The sequence below is a fragment of the Streptomyces melanosporofaciens genome (assembly GCF_900105695.1).
GTDB classification, from domain to species: domain Bacteria; phylum Actinomycetota; class Actinomycetes; order Streptomycetales; family Streptomycetaceae; genus Streptomyces; species Streptomyces antimycoticus.
Genome location: NZ_FNST01000002.1, coordinates 3,136,209 through 3,151,597 on the forward strand (window position 1 = coordinate 3,136,209; position 15,389 = coordinate 3,151,597).

Genomic DNA, 15,389 nt, shown 5'->3' on the forward strand with positions numbered 1-15,389 from the left:
CCCCGCGGCGCGGCTCCCCCGACGGCACGCGGCTCACGCCGACGACGCCGACGGCATGTCGGCCGCCGCGCGCACCGCGCCCAGCACCGGCTTGCGGAGCAGCAGCAGCGCCGCGTCGTCGTGGAGCCGCCCGCCCACATGGGTCAGCAGTTCGTCGTGGAGCGAGGCGAGCGTGCGGGACGGCTCGTCGCAGACGTGCCGCGGCACCCGCTCCAGCAGCGGGAAGTACTCCCGGCCGCGGTCCCGCGCCTCGATGACCCCGTCGGTGTAGAGCAGCAGCTGGTCCCCGCCCGCGAATGGCACGACCTGGAGGCTCGGCAGGTCGCCGCCCAGGGAGGCCAGACCGAGCGGCGGGGCCGGGCAGGTGGGCTCGACGGCGATGATCCCGGACTCGCCGACCAGCAGCGGCGGGGCGTGTCCGCAGTTGACGAGCTCCATCCGGCCGTCGCTGGGATATCCGGCGACCACGGCGGTGACGAAGTCGTCGGGCGCCAGGTTGCGGGACAGGCTGCGCTCGATTCTGGCGACGACGTCGAGCAGGTCGGGTTCGTCGTAGGCGGCCTCGCGGAAGACACCGAGCACCAGCGCGGCGGTGCTCACCGCGGGCAGCCCCTTGCCGCGCACATCGCCGACGATCAGCCGGACCCCGTACGGCGTGGGCAGCAGGGCATAGAGATCGCCGCCCACCCGTGCCTCCGCGGCGGCGGCGCTGTAGCGGACGGCCACCTGGAACTGGCCGACCCGGGAGGGCACCGGTTTGAGCAGGGCGTTCTGGGCGGCCTCGGCGACCGAGCGGACGTCGGCGAGGACCCGCTCACGGCGTCTGCGCAGGGCGCTGGCCCCGCAGCTCGCCAGGGACACGGCGGCGGGTGTGGCCAGCAGGATCGCCTGGGTGCGCATCGGCTCCACGCCCTGGGTGCCCAGGAACGCGCCCACCGCCACGGCGAGCAGCCCGATGCGCATCACCCCGTACGGGCCACATTGCGCGGCGGCGAGTGCCGGGCCGACGGCGAGCAGGGGCAGCCAGGCCAGCCCCTCCGAGGTGGCGAGGGCCAGCAGGGCCACCCCACAAATGATGATGACGGGGACCGCGGGGGCGAGGTGCCGGCGGGCGACCAGCTGGTCAGGGTCGGATGGGCGGAGTCGGGCCGGGAACATGACCTGCTTCGCTGCTCTCTTCCACTGGGGACAAGTGGTACCGGAGATGTCCGTTACATTCAGAGAAACAGCGATTCCATAGGTTCGGCAAGGGCGGCGTTTTCAGATAGTGAGCGAGAGGTGCCTGCTCACCCGGTTCGCCGTCGGAACCAGGTGGGTCCGGAACAGCTCACGGTGCGGATCCAGCCGGGCCAGCCGGGCCAGCCGGGCCGTCGGCAGCGAGATCCCGAGCGAGCCGAGCCGGTCCCCGCAGGAGATCGGTACCGCGAAGCAGACGGTGCCCAGGGCGTACTCCTCCAGGTCCGCGACCAGCGGACTGCCGGTCGGGGAGTCCAGCCGGCGCAGCAGATCGTCGGAGCGGGTGACGGTGCGCGGGGTGAGATCGACGAGCGGATGGCGGGACAGATACTCGTAGCGGGCGTCGTCATCCAGCTCGCGCAGTACGCATTTGCCCAGCGCGGTGGCGTGCCCGGCGTCCTCGCACCCCACCCACAGATCGACCCGGGGCGCCTGCGGGCCGTCGACGATCTCCACGACCCGGATCTCGCCCTCGTCGTAGAAGGTGAGGTAGGCGGCGGCGGAGAGCTCATCGCGCAGCGCTGTCAGGGTGGGCCGGACCCGGGCGAGCAGCGCCTGTTCCCGGCTTCCGGACTCGAGGGTGCGCAGCTTGTCGCCGATCACGAAACCGCCGTCGTCCAGCCGGTGCACATAGCCGTCGTGGACCAGCGTCCGCAGCAGGTGGTACGTGGTCGGCAGCGGCAGCCCCGTCTCCCGTGCGAGCCGCTTGGCCGGCGCACCGCCCTCATGCGCGCCCACCGCCTCCATCAGCCGGAAGGCCCGCTGTACGGATGTGATCAGCGTAGGCGCCGTGTGAACACCCATATATACAGCTTGCTCCCGGTATGACCGGATGAGCAAGATCTGAGGGATCGGACGCACGTGAGGGCGCCGACCGGTGCGGTCGGCGCCCTTACGGACCCGGGTGGAATCGGCGCGGCCGGCCGGGGGAGAACCGACCGCGCGGTGGGGTCAGCCGGGGGAGATCCGGCCGCGCCAGGCGCCTTCCGCCTCGCCGCGCCGCTCGATGAAGTCCTTGAACCTCCGCAGGTCCCCCTTCACCCGCCGGTCGAGCGTCCCGGTCATGTCCGCGGCCTTCTCCGCCATCCCGCTCGGCTGGAAGACCAGGGCCAGATTGACCCGGGTGTGGCGCTCGTCGAGGGGCTCGAAGGTCACCAGGCCCTGCTGCTGCACATCACCGGAGGTGGTGCGCCATGCGATGCGCTCGTCGGGAAGCTGATCCACGATCTCGGTGTCGAACTCCCGGTGCACACCGGCGATGGAGGTCGCCCAGTGGTTGTGGCGTTCGTCCACCTGGGTGACCTGGTCCACGCCTTCCATGAACCTCGGGAACTCGGTGAACTGCGTCCACTGGTTGTAGGCGGTGTGGAGCGGAACCCCAACCTCGACGGACTCCCGCACGGTGCTCATCGGTGACTCCTTTCGATGTGGTCGTGTCGCTCACCACGGCGGGTTTCCGAGAGCGCCGCGCCAAAACATGCCCTCCCCGGACGATCGACGCGACGACAGGAGACGCAGGAGACGACAGGAACAGAGGCGGAGGCAGAGCCCGGGGACGGCCGCGGATCAGCGCAGCGGATGCAGCGGTGCCAGCTCGGCCGGGGAGGTGCCGGTCGCGATGGCGTCGGCCAGCAGCCGTCCGCTGAGCGGACCGAGGGCCACGCCCCACATGCCGTGGCCGCCGTTGACGTAGACGCGCGGGGAGGCGGTCGCGCCGACCAGGGGCAGTCCGTCGGGGGTGCAGGGCCGGGCGCCGACCCAGGTGTCCTTACGGGCCTCCCAGTCGATACCGCGCAGCAGCGGACGGGCCGCCGCGATGATCGCCTGGATGCGGCGCGGGTCCACCGGCCGTTCCACGGGAGCCAGTTCCATCATCCCGGCGACCCGCACCCGGCCCTCGCCCAGCGGGGTGCAGACGACCTTCTGGGCGGCCAGATACGTGGGACGGGTGGGGGCGCCCTCGGCCGGCACGCTGAAGCTGTAGCCGCGTCCGGCCTGGACCGGCACCCGGACCCCGAACGGCCGGACCAGCCCGTCCAGCCAGGCGCCGGTGGCCACGACGGCGACATCCGCGCGGAGTTGGCCCCGGGAGGTGGTGACGGCCACGCCCTGCCCGAGGTCCCGGATTCCGGACACCTCCGTCCGCTCCAGGATCTCGCCGCCGCGCTCGCGCACCGCGTCGGCCAGCGCCCGGACGAAGTTCCCCGGGTTCAGATAGCGCTGGCCGTGGAGTTCGAGGGCCGCGCCGATGCCGTCGCCGAGCGTCGGCTCCAGCTCGCGGGCCCGGTCCCCGTCGATCGGCTCGTAGGCGATCGAGAAACCGGCCGCGCGGGCCTGCTCCAGCTCCTCGGCCATCGCGGCGCGCTCGGCCGCGGTGCGGAAGGCGAGCAGACAGGGTTCGGCGGGCCGGGTCGGCTCGGCGACACCGTCCGCCGCGAGGGCGTCGTACGCCTCCAGCGCATGGCGGTTCAGCGTGGCGAAGGTGGCGGCCAGGACCCGCCAGCGGCGCGGGGTGCAGTTCCGGGTGAAGGAGAGCAGGAAGCGGGCGAGCCGGGGATCGGGCCGGGGCGGTACGTAGACGGGCGACTCGGGGGAGACCAGGCTGCGCAGCCCGTAGCGGAGCGCGGCCGGTTCGGGCAGCGGCAGCGTCAGGGCCGGGGACAGCCAGCCGGCGTTCCCCCAGGACGCCCCGGCCGCGGGGTGACGCCGCTCCACGACGGTGACCTCGACGCCGTGGTTCCGCAGCGACCAGGCGGTGGCGAGGCCGACCATGCCGGCGCCGATGACGATGGCGCTGCGGGGTGGGCGGGACGGTCCGGTGGCACGGGACGAGCCGGTGGCACGGGACGAGCCGGTGGCAGAGGGCACGGAGGTGCTCCTTCCCATGGGTGGAACGCCATCATCGGCGGTAGCGGCCGGGCGCGGCACCGCCCCGCCGCCCTGGTGTGCCCCCTTGGTCACCCGAGGCCCGCCGGGCGCCGCCGCCAGTGCCCGGTGGCCTGCTCGAAGGCGTGGCCGACCTGGAGGACCGCGAAGTCCGCCCGGTGCGGCCCGACGATCTGCAGCCCGACGGGCAGCCCGCCGGGCGTGAACCCGGCCGGTACGGACAGCGCCGGACTGCCGGTCGAGCTGATCAGATACGCCGAGCGCATCCAGTCCAGATAGTCGTCCATGGCCACCCCGGCGACCTCGGTCGGGTACTCGATGCCGACGTCGAAGGGCAGCACCTGGCTCACCGGGAGCAGCAGCACGTCATAGCGGCCGAAGAACTCCCGGACGCGGTGGTAGAGCTGGGTGTGCAGCACCTCCGCGCGGGCGACGTCCGGCCCGCTGAGCTTGCGCCCCTCCTCGGTGTTCTCCCGGATCGTCCGCTTCAGGCCGTCGGGGTGGCGGTCCATGAGCGTGCCGAAGGCGACCTCGAACATCGAGGCGCGCAGCGTACGGAAGACCTCCTCGGCCTCGGTCAGGTCCGGGCAGGCCCGCTCCACGACGCAGCCGAGGTCGCCGAAGACCTCGACCGCCGACTCGACCGCCGCGGCCACCTCGGGCTCGACCGGCACCAGCCCCCCGAGATCCGGCGACCAGGCCACCCGCAGCCCCGTCAGATCGCGGTCCAGAGGGCGGGCGAAGCGGGCGCCGGGCTCCTCCAGGGCGATCGGCGACCGTGCGTCGGGTCCGGCGACGGCGGACAGCAGCAGGGCGGCGTCGGCCACGGTACGGGCCAGCGGGCCCCTGACGTTGAGCGTGCTCCAGGCGGTCGCGGCGGGCCAGCCGGGGACGCGCCCGGGCGACGGGCGCAGACCGACGACATTGCAGAACGAGGCCGGGTTGCGCAGCGAACCGCCGGTGTCGCTGCCGTCCGCGATCGGGATCATGCCGGAGGCCAGCGCGGCCGCCGCGCCCCCGCTGCTGCCGCCCGCGCTGCGGCCCAGGTCGTACGGGTTGTGGGTGGCGCCGAAAATCGGGTTGAAAGTGTGCGAACCGGCCCCGAACTCGGGCACGTTGGTCTTGCCGATGGTGATCGCCCCGGCGGCCCGGATCCGTTCGATCAGCAGATCGTCCTGGTCGGGCACGCCGTCGGCGAGCGGCGAGCCATGGGTGGTGCGGATGCCCGCGGTGTTGTGGGTGTCCTTGTGGGCGATGGGCAGCCCGTGCAGCGGCCCGAGCTCCTCCCCCGCCGCGGTCCGCTCATCGGCCCGTTCGGCGGCCTCGCGGGCACGGTCCGCGACGAGGGTGACGATCGCGTTGACGGCGGGGTTGACCCGTTCGATACGGGCCAGATGGGCCTCGAGCAGCTCGCGCGCGGACAGCTCGCGGGTGCGCAGCAGGCGGCTGAGGTCCAGCGCGGTCCTGAAGCAGAGGTCGTCATCCGTCGTCGTCACGGTCGCTCGCCTTCCTTACGGGGCCCAGGGACGGAACCCATGGTTCGAGAAGCGGCCGGTCGAGGGAAGAGCACCTGGGGTCGGGTCATCGGTCCGGTCGGCCCCGGTCGGTCCGGTCAGTCCGGTCAGTCCGGCAAGTGGTCGCCCCGCCGTGTCCCGTCGGACACGGCGGGGCGACCGACCCCGAGGTCCTTACGGACGTGCTCCGACCGGCCCGGCGGGCATCGGAATCCGCGCGGCCGAGGTGCCGAGCCCGGTGGGCCCGTGCCACGGGGCCACCGGCCGCGCCCCCGATCCGGCCCCGGCCCCCACCGGCCGCCGCTGCACGCGGAGCAGCTCCGCCTCGCGGTAGCGCGGGACCTCCCGGTGCCAGTTCATGATCCCGGTCATCCAGTGGCGCAGCTCCCGCACATAGCCGTCCATCGCCCGCCGGGCCTCCGGCGCCAGGCCGAAGTCGTCGTAGAGCACCGGGAACTCATGCTCCGCGACATGCTGGAACTGACGCATCCGGGACGTCATCAGATCGTTCACGACGGCGACCCCGGTCGGATAGTCGCAGTCGAAGAAGTTCTGGACGACGAGGACGCCGTTGTGGATCTCACCCTCGAACTCGATCTCCTTCTGGTACGAGAAGACGTCGTTCAGCAGCGTCGCGTAGTCCATGGCGGCGTTCTCCAGCGACCGGACCGGGCCGCTGCGGTAGATCTCGGGCGGCACCCGCCGTCCGCGCGCCAGCCGGCACAGGCTCATGGTGAGCTCGGAGCCGAAGGTGTGCCGGCGCATCTCGATGTAGTCGACCGGGTCGGGAATCCGGTTCTTGGTCTGGTTGGCCAGCTCCCACAGCCAGCTTGCGGTCATGTCCTCGATGGACTGCCGCAGATCGCGGCGCGCCGGGTCCTCCATCGGGGCCGCCGTACGGGCCCACAGATCGGCCAGCGATCGCTCCAGCGCGGTCGCCGGGGCGGGGGTGGGGCCCATGTCGAGCGGCATGAACTCCCCGAGCCGGGCGTTGCACGCCCAGGCTCCGGCCAGGTCGTGGGTGCGGCCGAAGACCGCCGGGTAATAGTCGTCCGCGTAGGTGCCCCAGGCCAGCCAGCCCGACGCCACGTCGAGCTCGTCCAGGGAGCCGTCCGGGTGGATGCCCGCAGCGCACAGCGGGAGATCGGCGGCGAGCAGCCGCTCCTCGTCCCAGACCTGCGCACCGGGGATGCCGGGCTGCGGTTCGAGGATGCCCATCCGGTGTGCCCAGTCGGTCAGATGGCGGCGGGCGGTGGGCAGATGCGCGTTGAGCCGGAGGGGGAACGGCATGAAGAAGTCCGGCAGCAGGGACGGCCCGGTCTTCTGGAACGGGACATGGCTGAACGTACGCGCCCTGGCCGTCTCCGCCCGGCCGGTGGTCAGCGGAAGGCTCGCCGCGGAGACGCCGAGGCCGCTGAGCGCGAAGGGGGACCACGCCCCGGGTGTGGCCGCCTGGCCGGTGCCGCTCGCCTCGCCGGCGGCGTGAGCGCCGCCCGATTCGTTCGCCCCGTTCATATAGCGGCTGGAGCGCATATGCCACTCCTGGCCGCCGGACTGCCAGTCCTGGAGCCCCTTGACGTAGGCGAGGACGCCCGCGCAGGCCACCGGGTCCAGGCCGTGCTCGGCGAAGAGCGGGCCGAGCTCGGTGAGCGTGGTGTCCTCGAACTGCCGCAGCCGTGAGGTGAGCAGCTCGTTGACGGAGTCGGCCGCCTCCTGGGTGGTGCAGCACAGGAACGTCTCCAGGACCAGGACGCCATTGCTGAGCTCGCCCTCGTCCTCGATCTCCCGCTGGTAGGAGAACAGGTCGTTGCGCAGATGCACCGCGTCCGCGAAGGCGTCCCGCAGCACCCGCATCGGCCGCGACCCGGCGATCACCGCCGGCACCTCGGCCCCCACCGCATGCTCGACCAGCCCGGCCGACCAGGGCGCGCCGCCAACCTTACGGCGCATCTCGATGTACTCGACCGGATTGGGGACCCGGTGAATGTTGATGTTCGAGAGCTCCCAGAGCGATTCGTTGAGCAGATTCTCGGTGCTCTCCCGGAACCGGGCCCGCCAGTCCGACGACATCGAGGGCACCGTGCGCGCCCATAGATCCGCGAGCCCCGCCTCGACCGGGTTGGTGGGCTCGGGGGTCCCGGCGGCCGGGTCCATCGGCATGAAGGCGGGCAGCCGGTCGAGATACGCCTTACCGGCCTCACGGTCCTGGGAGCGCTTGAACGTCTCCAGGAAGTGGTCGTCGAAGAAGAAGACCCACACATACCAGTCCGTGATCAGCGCGAGCTCCGCGCCGGAACAGTCGGGGTGGGTGTGCGCGCACAGCAGGGCGTAGTCGTGGGCGTCGAGATCCTCCTGCTCCCAGATCCCCGAGCCCTCGAGCATTCCCATCGCGCGGGCCCACTGGGTGGAGTGCTCCCGTGCCTCCTGGAGGTGGGGGTTCAGCCGGGCCGGGTACGGCATGTAGAACTCGGGGAGTTGAAAGGGCTGTGTCACTGCTGGGCCGGCACCTCTCCGTGCGACGGTGGCCCGTAGCCGTCCGGCTGCGGGCCGGGGTCGGCTACGGGCTACCCATGCCACTCCCGGCCTATCCGAAAGCCCCATTAGTCATACGAATGCGCTGCCGGGCCGGTCGGCGGCGGCCCCGCCGACGGACCGCTCGGTCGACCGGAAGGCCCATGCCATCCGCGGCTCCATCGCGAACCGGAACATCCGCTGGACGGGCGGTGTGCACAGGGCGGTCACCACGGCCACCGCCACCGCCGTCACCGCGATCTCCCCCAGCGGCCGGTGCAGCCACGGGTGGTCGTACCAGTCCCAGAAGCGGGAACCCTTGGCCAGGAAGCCGTGCAGCAGATAGCCGTACAGCGTCCCGGCGCCGAGCACCGTGAACCACATCCGGCGCCGGGGCACCCAGGCGAGGAAGCACACGGTGAGCACCATGGAGCAGCCGAAGAGGGCGAACGTCATCACCGGCCCGCCCCACCACGGCGCACCGAGCTCCTGCGCGCTGTCCCGGCGGTAGAACCACGCCGGGTTCATCCGCGGCACGGCCCAGTAGGCGAAGACCACCGCGGCGGCGGCCACCGGCACGGACAGCCGTCTGACCTCGCGTCGCCGCAGCATCCGGAAGTGCTCCGGCCGCAGATGCAGCCCCAGCACGAAGAAGGGCAGGAACTGCAGCACCCGCTGCAGATCGAGGTCGTCACCGATCCGCGGGGAGCAGGTGGCGAGCGCGGCGACGGTGAGCGCCAGCGCCACCGGCCACCGGGCGATCCGCCACAGCGGCGTGGTCAGCCGCCAGACGAAGAGCGCGATCAGGAACCAGGTCAGATACCAGGGGTCGAGCGGGGTGATCGGATAGGACGGATCGTCGTCCGCCCACCGCTTGAAGAGGGTGTACGCGACCTCGAAGAGGAGGTACGGGACGGCGACCTGCGTGATCAGGCGCTTGAGCCGGTCCGGCCGGACATCGAAACTCCGCGAGAAGTAGCCGGAGATGAGCACGAACGCCGGCATATGGAACGTGTAGACGGTCATATAGAGCGCGGACGCCGCTCTGCTGCCGCCCCGCAGGGGCTCCCACGCATGTCCCATCGCGACCAGCACGATCGCCAGGTACTTGGCGTTGTCGAAGAACGCGTCACGTTGTTTCGGCGCGGGGGCGAGGCCGGTAACGCCTCGGGGGGCGGGGTCGCCGGTGCCCGCCGCGCGGGCAGTAAGGAGGAGACGTTCATCACATACGGCCTCCCGGGGAACCTGCGGGGAAAATCCCGCCTCTTTCCAGGTTTCGGCGGAGGGTTGCGGAGTGGAACATTCCACGCACCATAGTGGCGCCCGCCGCGCCTCGCCCGAAAAGGCTCAGCTCTCGCGTACGACGGTTTACGCCCAGCCCAGCGCATCCTTCACCTCCCCAACTTGGGAACTTCTTTACCCCTCCGGGAAGTTCAGAGAGCGACGAAGAGGGCCGATCCGCCCGGCCTTGACCGGCCCAGCCTGCTAACTTCTACACAACTGTAGATACTGACGACCCTATGGAGTGTGAGTGGCCATGGCCCTGTGGGACCGCCTCAAGGAATCCGCCCAGACGATGCAGACTCAGCTCGTCGAGAAGAAGAACGACTTGAAGAGCGGCGCGTTCCGCGACGCGAGCATGGCGATGTGTGCCCTGGTGGCGGCGGCGGACGGCTCGGTCGAGCCGTCCGAGCGGCAGCGCGTCGCCCAGCTGATCGCCACCAATGACGTGCTGCAGAACTTCCCGGCCGACGATCTGCAGCGGCGCTTCAACGACTACCTCAACAAGCTCACCACCGACTTCGACTTCGGCAAGGTGAGCGTGATGCAGGAGGTCGCCAAGGCCAAGAAGAAGCCCGCCGAGGCGCGCGCCGTGATCCAGATCGGCATCGTCATCGGGGGCGCCGACGGCGACTTCGACAAGACCGAGCAGGCCATGGTCCGCGAGGCGTGCTACGCCCTGGAGCTCCCGCCGGCCGAGTTCGACCTGTAAGGCGGCCCCGCACGCCGTGAGCCGCACGTCGTCGGCGACAAGCCGTACGTCCTACAGCGGCGTCGCGGCGTGCAGGACGAGGACCAGGGCGACCGCCGCGTTCGCCGACGAGAGGGCGGACGCGGCCGTGCCCACCGCCGCGATCCACAGGGCCAGCCCCGCCGCCGTCCACGTCGGCGGCCAGTGCCGGGACGGCGGCACCGGCCCCAGCAGCGCCGCGACCCGCCGCGGCACCGGCCCCGGCGTGGCGAACCCGGCGAGCGCCGGGCCCGGCGCGCCCTGGGAGACCAGGGCGGCCTTGCCGACCGCCCGGGCCGTGACCCGGCGGTCGCCGACCTCCCGGGCCGCCTCCTCGTCCGCCCAGCGCTCGGCGCAGTAGTCCACCGCGGCCCGCAGCGGCCGCAGCAGCGGATTGGCCCGCGCCGCGAGCTGTGCGGCCAGCAGATAGCGGTGGTGGTGGGCGGTCAGATGGGCGCGCTCATGCGCGATCAGGGCCCGCCGCTCGTGGGGGCTGAGGCTGTCCAGCATCCCGGTGGAGACCACGATCCGGCCCGGCCGCCCCGGCCGCCCAAAGGTCCCGGGCAGCGCGTACGCGTACGCCTTGTCGTCGGGCAGCACCGCGACCGGTGACTCCGGCAGCCCGGCGAGCGCGCGCCGGGCGTCCCGCCGCACCCGTACATGGCGCACACAGGTGGCCGTACAGGACACGGCCACCGCCACCAGTGCGCCGATCGCCGCCTTTCCGGCCACCGCGTCCCAGGGCACCGCCGCCCGTACTTCCGGGTCCGACCAGCTGTCCGGCAGCGGATTGCCCGGCAGTTGTGCCGTGCCGACGACCATCAGCAGCCCCAGGCACAGCGTGGAGCACACCGTAAGGACGGTGCCGACGAGCGTCAGCAGCCGGGTGGCGGTGCGCGGGTGGAGATGCTGTTCGGCGAGCCGGGCGATCGGCAGCGCCGTCAAGGGCAGAACCAGCGGGAGGAAGACGAAGACACCCATCGGTCAGTCCTCCGGCTCCTCCGCCACGTCGCTCAGCAGGTCGCGCAGCAGCCGCTCGTCGTCCTGGGTCAGCCCGGTCACAAAGCTGGCCAGAACCGCCCCCCGGTCGTCCTGGCCGTCCAGCACCCGGCGCATCCGCAAAGCCGCGAGCCCCGCCTCGTCCGAGGCCGCCCGCCAGACGAAGGAGCGGCCCGCGCGTTCACGGGTCACGGCCTGCTTGGCGTGCAGCCGGGACAGGATGGTCATGACCGTGGTGTAGGCGAGCTCGCCCTCGATCCGCTCCTGTACCCATGCGGCGGTCACCGGCCCCGGCGCCCGGCGCAGCGCCGCGAGCACCTGCGCCTCCAGTTCGCCCTGGCCACGCCGACGGGGGCGGCGGGGCCAGCCGGGCCCGCCGGTCCGGTCGTGGTCCGTCACACCGTCTCCTTCCACACCGCACGCGCCCGGCGCGTGGCGCTACATGGTAGCGAGCGACGGACCGCCGCCCTCCTCTTCCCCGGACCGCGGCCGGGCCGCCGCCGCCCCTTCCCCGGGCCCCGGTCGTGCGTTCGCCCCTTTGGCCGGGCTGTACGCGCGACCCCGGGCCGCCTCACCGATGCTGAGCAGGGGGACGACCCCGACGAAGGAACTCACTCAGCCATGACGCAGACGCAAGGCTCACTCGCGCGGCAGATCACCGACTACGCCCATCGTGCCGACCCGTACCCGATCTACGCAGAGCTGCGCAAAACGCCCGTGGTGCACGACGAGGAGGGCCCGTACATCGTCTCCACCTACTGGGAGATCCACGGTCTGCTGCACGACCCCCGGCTCAGCTCCGAGGCGCGCAACCTGGACCCCGAGGCCGCGCCGGAGCTGGTCGAGGAGGACGACCCGGGGCTGCCGCCCAGCTTCCTGCGGCTGGACCCGCCCGAGCACGACCGGCTGCGCCGGCTGGCGATGGCGCCCTTCGGCCCGCCGCACACCCCGCGCCGGCTCCACACCATGCGCGGCGAACTCACCCGTATCGTCGGCGAGCTGATCGACGGCTTCGAGGGCGGGGACCGGATCGATCTCGTCGACCACTTCTCCTACCCCTTCCCGGTGACCGTGATCTGCCGGCTGCTCGGGGTGCCGCGGGAGGACGAGCCGCGCTTCCACGCCTGGGCCGAGACCCTCGCCGCCAGTTTGGACCCCGACCCGGACGCGGACGCCGCCGAGCGGCGGCGGATCACCCGGCAGGCCCGTACGGAACTGGCGATGTACCTGTCCGAGCTGATGGAGGAGCGCCGGCGCGCACCCCGCGACGACATGCTCTCCGACCTGGTCAACGGGCAGGGCCCGGAGGGGCGGATGAGCCGTGTGGAGCTGCTGAGCACCGCGGCGCTGCTGCTGGTGGCGGGCCATGAGACCACCGTCAACCTGATCACCAACGGCATGCTGACCCTGCTGCGCAACCCCGATGTGCTCGCCCGGCTGCGCAAGGATCCCCATCTGGTCGTCCCGCTGGTGGAGGAGCTGCTGCGGTTCGATCCGCCGGTGCAGATGCTTCCCCAGCGCACCCCGCTCTCGGAGATCGACATCGCGGGCGTGACCATCCCCAAGGGGGCGCCCGTCTGGCTGCTGCTCGCCTCGGGCAACCGCGATCCGCAGCGCTTCCTCGACCCCGACCGGTTCGATCCGCAGCGCAGGGACAACCAGCACCTCGGCTTCGGCAGCGGCATCCACAGCTGTTTCGGCGCCCCGCTGGCCCGGCTGGAGGCGCAGATCGCGCTGACCGAGCTGGCCCGGCGGCTGGACCGGCCCCGGCTGCTGGAGGACCCGCCGACCTACCGGCGCAACGCGGTGCTGCGCGGGCCACGGCATCTGCCGATCGCCCTGGAGGGACTACGGCCGAACGTATCCCCGAACGGGTCCTCGAACGGGTCCCGGTGACGGCGGGGCTCAGCAACCCGGGGCCCGCCGGGCCGACGGCGGGGTTCACCGCGAGCGGGACGCCGGCGTACTCGTCCCGGCCGCGTCCGTCCCGCCCGTGCCCCTCCCGGCCACGTCCTTCTCGGCCCGGGCGGCGATGTTCCGGGCCATACCGCCGAAGACGAGGGCGTGGAACGGCGCGACCGACCACCAGTAGAGATGTCCGGCGAGGCCGCGCGGATGGAACAGCGCCCGCTGCCGGTACACCGTCCCGCCCCGCGCGTTCCGGTCGACCATCATCTCCAACCAGGCCAGGCCCGGCAGCCGCATCTCGGCCCGCAGCCGCAGCAGCCGGGGCGGCAGGACCTCCTCCACCCGCCAGAAGTCGAGGCTGTCCCCCACCCTGAGCCGCGCCGCGTCCCGGCGGCCCCGGCGCAGCCCGACGCCGCCCACCAGGGTGTCGATCCAGCCGCGCAGCGCCCAGGCGAGCGGCATCGAGTACCACCCGTTCTCCCCGCCGATCCCCTCCACCACCCGCCAGACGTCCTCCGGCGAGGCGTCCACCGCGCGGGCGCGGCGGTCCTGGTAGAGGCTGCCGCCCGCCCAGTCGGGGTCGGTGGGCAGCGGATCGCCGGCCGCTCCGGGGGTGGCGGCGGAGGACCAGCGGGTGGCCACCTTCGCGTCGCGGACCCTGCGCAGGGCCAGCTCCAGCGCCCGGTCCACGCCGAGCGGCCCGCCCGGCGGGTCCGGCACATAGCGGACGATGTCCCGTTCGGCGCACACCACTTCATGGCGCAGCGACTCCACCAGCGGGCGGGCGATGGCGCCCGGTACGGGCGTGACCAGGCCGACCCAGAGACTGGACAGCCCGGGGGTGAGCACCGGCACCGGGGCGACCAGACGCCGCCGCAGACCGGTCACCTCCGCGTACCGCCGCATCATGTCGAGGTAGGTGAGGACGTCGGGGCCGCCGATGTCGAAGGTCCGGTGCACCTCGTCGGGCAGCGTGGCGCAGCCCACCAGCAGCCGCAGCACATCGCGGACGGCGATCGGCTGGGTGCGGGTGTGCACCCAGCGGGGCGTCACCATCACCGGCAGCCGTTCGGTGAGATAGCGGAGCATCTCGAACGAGGCCGAGCCCGAGCCGACGATCACCCCGGCCCGCAGCACGGCCGTCGGCACCCCGGAGTCCAGCAGCACCCGGCCCACCTCGGCCCGGGACCGCAGATGGGGCGAGAGCGCGCGCTCGGGGACCCCGCCCGGGGTCAGCCCGCCGAGATAGACGATCCGGCGCACCCCCGCCGCCCGGGCCCGCTCGCCGAAGATCCGGGCCGCGCGGCGGTCGGTCTCCTCGAAGCCGGGTCCGGTGCCCAGCGCGTGCACCAGGTAGTACGCGACGTCCACGCCCTCCATGGCGGCGCCGACGGACTCCTCGTCGGTCACATCGCCGCGTACGGTCTCCACCCGCCCCGCCCAGGGGTGGTCGCGCAGCTTCTCGGGCGAGCGGGCCACACATCGCACCTGATGGCCCGCGGCCAGCAGCTCGGGCACCAGCCTGCCGCCGATATAGCCGGTGGCCCCGGCGACCAGACAGCGGCGCGGCTCCTGCGCACCGCGCTCACGGTGCGGCTCCGGCGAACGCTCGGGAACAGCCATGAGGCCATGGTGCGCGGGCAGGACAAAACCTGCGAGGTGGGCTCCCTTCGGCGGCATTGTCCGTATCAGGTAGTGGAGGTCGCTTTCCGGTCTCCCCGACCTTCGAGCCTCTCAGCCCGGCCATCTAGGAAACGCTCCGGGGGACTGACGTCCTCTGTCCTGAGCGCCTCTCCGGTCGAGCTCCCTCGCTCGCCCCGCAGACTGTTATTCACGTTACTCCGCCCCCCTTTGAGCGCCTAGCCCCTTTCGAGCATTTTTTCCGTTTTTCCGATCCGGGCGAAGATCGGCCCGGACCCGGCACTCGGGCGCCTTGGCTGCGCCGGGAGGGGCTTGGCCGGTAGGCTTTCCGTGTGATCTTCAAGCGCATCGGAAACGGTCGGCCCTATCCCGACCACGGACGGGAAAGCACCCGCCAGTGGGCGGATGTCGCCCCACGCCCGGTACGTCTTGACCAGTTGGTCACGACGAAGCAGCAGCTCGACCTGGAGACGCTGCTCGCGGAGGACTCGACGTTCTACGGGGACCTCTTCGCCCATGTCGTGAAATGGCAGGGCGACCTCTATCTGGAGGACGGGCTGCACCGGGCGGTGCGCGCCGCGCTCCAGCAGCGCCAGGTGCTGCACGCGCGGGTCCTGGAGCTCGAGGGCTGACCGCGCCCGCACCCCCGGTGACCGATCGTCGCTGATCGACTTCCGATCTCT

13 protein-coding genes are annotated in these 15,389 nt (G+C 72.2%); 3 read left to right on the forward strand and 10 right to left on the reverse strand.

Annotation, left to right across the window (positions count from 1 at the left end):
• Window positions 1-33 precede the first annotated feature (33 nt).
• The 7 genes from BLV72_RS15890 to BLV72_RS15920 all read right to left on the reverse strand — a co-directional run bounded on the left by BLV72_RS15890 (window position 34) and on the right by BLV72_RS15920 (window position 9,455).
• A complete protein-coding gene (locus BLV72_RS15890) occupies window positions 34-1,158 on the reverse strand; it encodes a PP2C family protein-serine/threonine phosphatase (RefSeq protein WP_093462993.1) in 1,125 nt (374 codons plus the stop codon).
• A 102-nt stretch (window positions 1,159-1,260) separates the two neighbouring features.
• Window positions 1,261-2,040 (reverse strand): IclR family transcriptional regulator, encoded by a 780-nt coding sequence (locus tag BLV72_RS15895; protein ID WP_093462995.1) that lies wholly within the window; start codon window positions 2,038-2,040, stop codon window positions 1,261-1,263.
• A 147-nt stretch (window positions 2,041-2,187) separates the two neighbouring features.
• Window positions 2,188-2,646 carry an SRPBCC family protein gene (locus BLV72_RS15900; RefSeq protein WP_093462996.1) on the reverse strand — a complete coding sequence of 153 codons (459 nt, stop codon included), beginning with the start codon at window positions 2,644-2,646 and terminating at the stop codon, window positions 2,188-2,190.
• A gap of 156 nt (window positions 2,647-2,802) precedes the next feature.
• The gene (locus BLV72_RS15905; RefSeq protein WP_244320783.1) at window positions 2,803-4,104 is read right to left on the reverse strand and encodes an NAD(P)/FAD-dependent oxidoreductase; all 1,302 of its coding nucleotides are present in this window, start codon (window positions 4,102-4,104) and stop codon (window positions 2,803-2,805) included.
• A gap of 89 nt (window positions 4,105-4,193) precedes the next feature.
• Window positions 4,194-5,618 (reverse strand): amidase, encoded by a 1,425-nt coding sequence (locus BLV72_RS15910; RefSeq protein ID WP_093462998.1) that lies wholly within the window; start codon window positions 5,616-5,618, stop codon window positions 4,194-4,196.
• Window positions 5,619-5,810: 192 nt separating this feature from the next.
• Complete coding sequence (locus BLV72_RS15915) at window positions 5,811-8,129, reverse strand: terpene synthase family protein (protein WP_342030665.1); 2,319 nt, start codon at window positions 8,127-8,129, stop codon at window positions 5,811-5,813.
• Window positions 8,130-8,240: 111 nt separating this feature from the next.
• A complete protein-coding gene (locus tag BLV72_RS15920) occupies window positions 8,241-9,455 on the reverse strand; it encodes an acyltransferase family protein (RefSeq protein ID WP_107417415.1) in 1,215 nt (404 codons plus the stop codon).
• 229 nt (window positions 9,456-9,684) lie between these two features.
• Between BLV72_RS15920 and BLV72_RS15925 the strand changes: the two genes are divergently transcribed.
• The gene (locus BLV72_RS15925) at window positions 9,685-10,140 is read left to right on the forward strand and encodes a tellurite resistance TerB family protein (RefSeq protein ID WP_093462999.1); all 456 of its coding nucleotides are present in this window, start codon (window positions 9,685-9,687) and stop codon (window positions 10,138-10,140) included.
• Between the two features lie 51 nt (window positions 10,141-10,191).
• Here the strand turns inward: BLV72_RS15925 and BLV72_RS15930 are convergent, their stop codons facing one another.
• Both BLV72_RS15930 and BLV72_RS15935 read right to left on the reverse strand, forming a co-directional pair.
• Window positions 10,192-11,139 (reverse strand): M56 family metallopeptidase, encoded by a 948-nt coding sequence (locus BLV72_RS15930; RefSeq protein WP_093463001.1) that lies wholly within the window; start codon window positions 11,137-11,139, stop codon window positions 10,192-10,194.
• Window positions 11,140-11,142: 3 nt separating this feature from the next.
• Window positions 11,143-11,556 carry a BlaI/MecI/CopY family transcriptional regulator gene (locus tag BLV72_RS15935; protein ID WP_059148214.1) on the reverse strand — a complete coding sequence of 138 codons (414 nt, stop codon included), beginning with the start codon at window positions 11,554-11,556 and terminating at the stop codon, window positions 11,143-11,145.
• 222 nt (window positions 11,557-11,778) lie between these two features.
• On the opposite strand from BLV72_RS15935, the gene BLV72_RS15940 reads away from it, so the two are divergent.
• Entirely contained in the window at window positions 11,779-13,053 is a 1,275-nt protein-coding gene (locus tag BLV72_RS15940) for a cytochrome P450 (RefSeq protein WP_093463002.1), read from the forward strand.
• 45 nt (window positions 13,054-13,098) lie between these two features.
• On the opposite strand, the gene BLV72_RS15945 is transcribed toward BLV72_RS15940, so the two are convergent.
• Entirely contained in the window at window positions 13,099-14,688 is a 1,590-nt protein-coding gene (locus BLV72_RS15945) for an SDR family oxidoreductase (protein WP_093463003.1), read from the reverse strand.
• Window positions 14,689-15,038: 350 nt separating this feature from the next.
• On the opposite strand from BLV72_RS15945, the gene BLV72_RS15950 reads away from it, so the two are divergent.
• Complete coding sequence (locus BLV72_RS15950) at window positions 15,039-15,338, forward strand: type II toxin-antitoxin system VapB family antitoxin (RefSeq protein WP_014061825.1); 300 nt, start codon at window positions 15,039-15,041, stop codon at window positions 15,336-15,338.
• Window positions 15,339-15,389 lie beyond the last annotated feature (51 nt).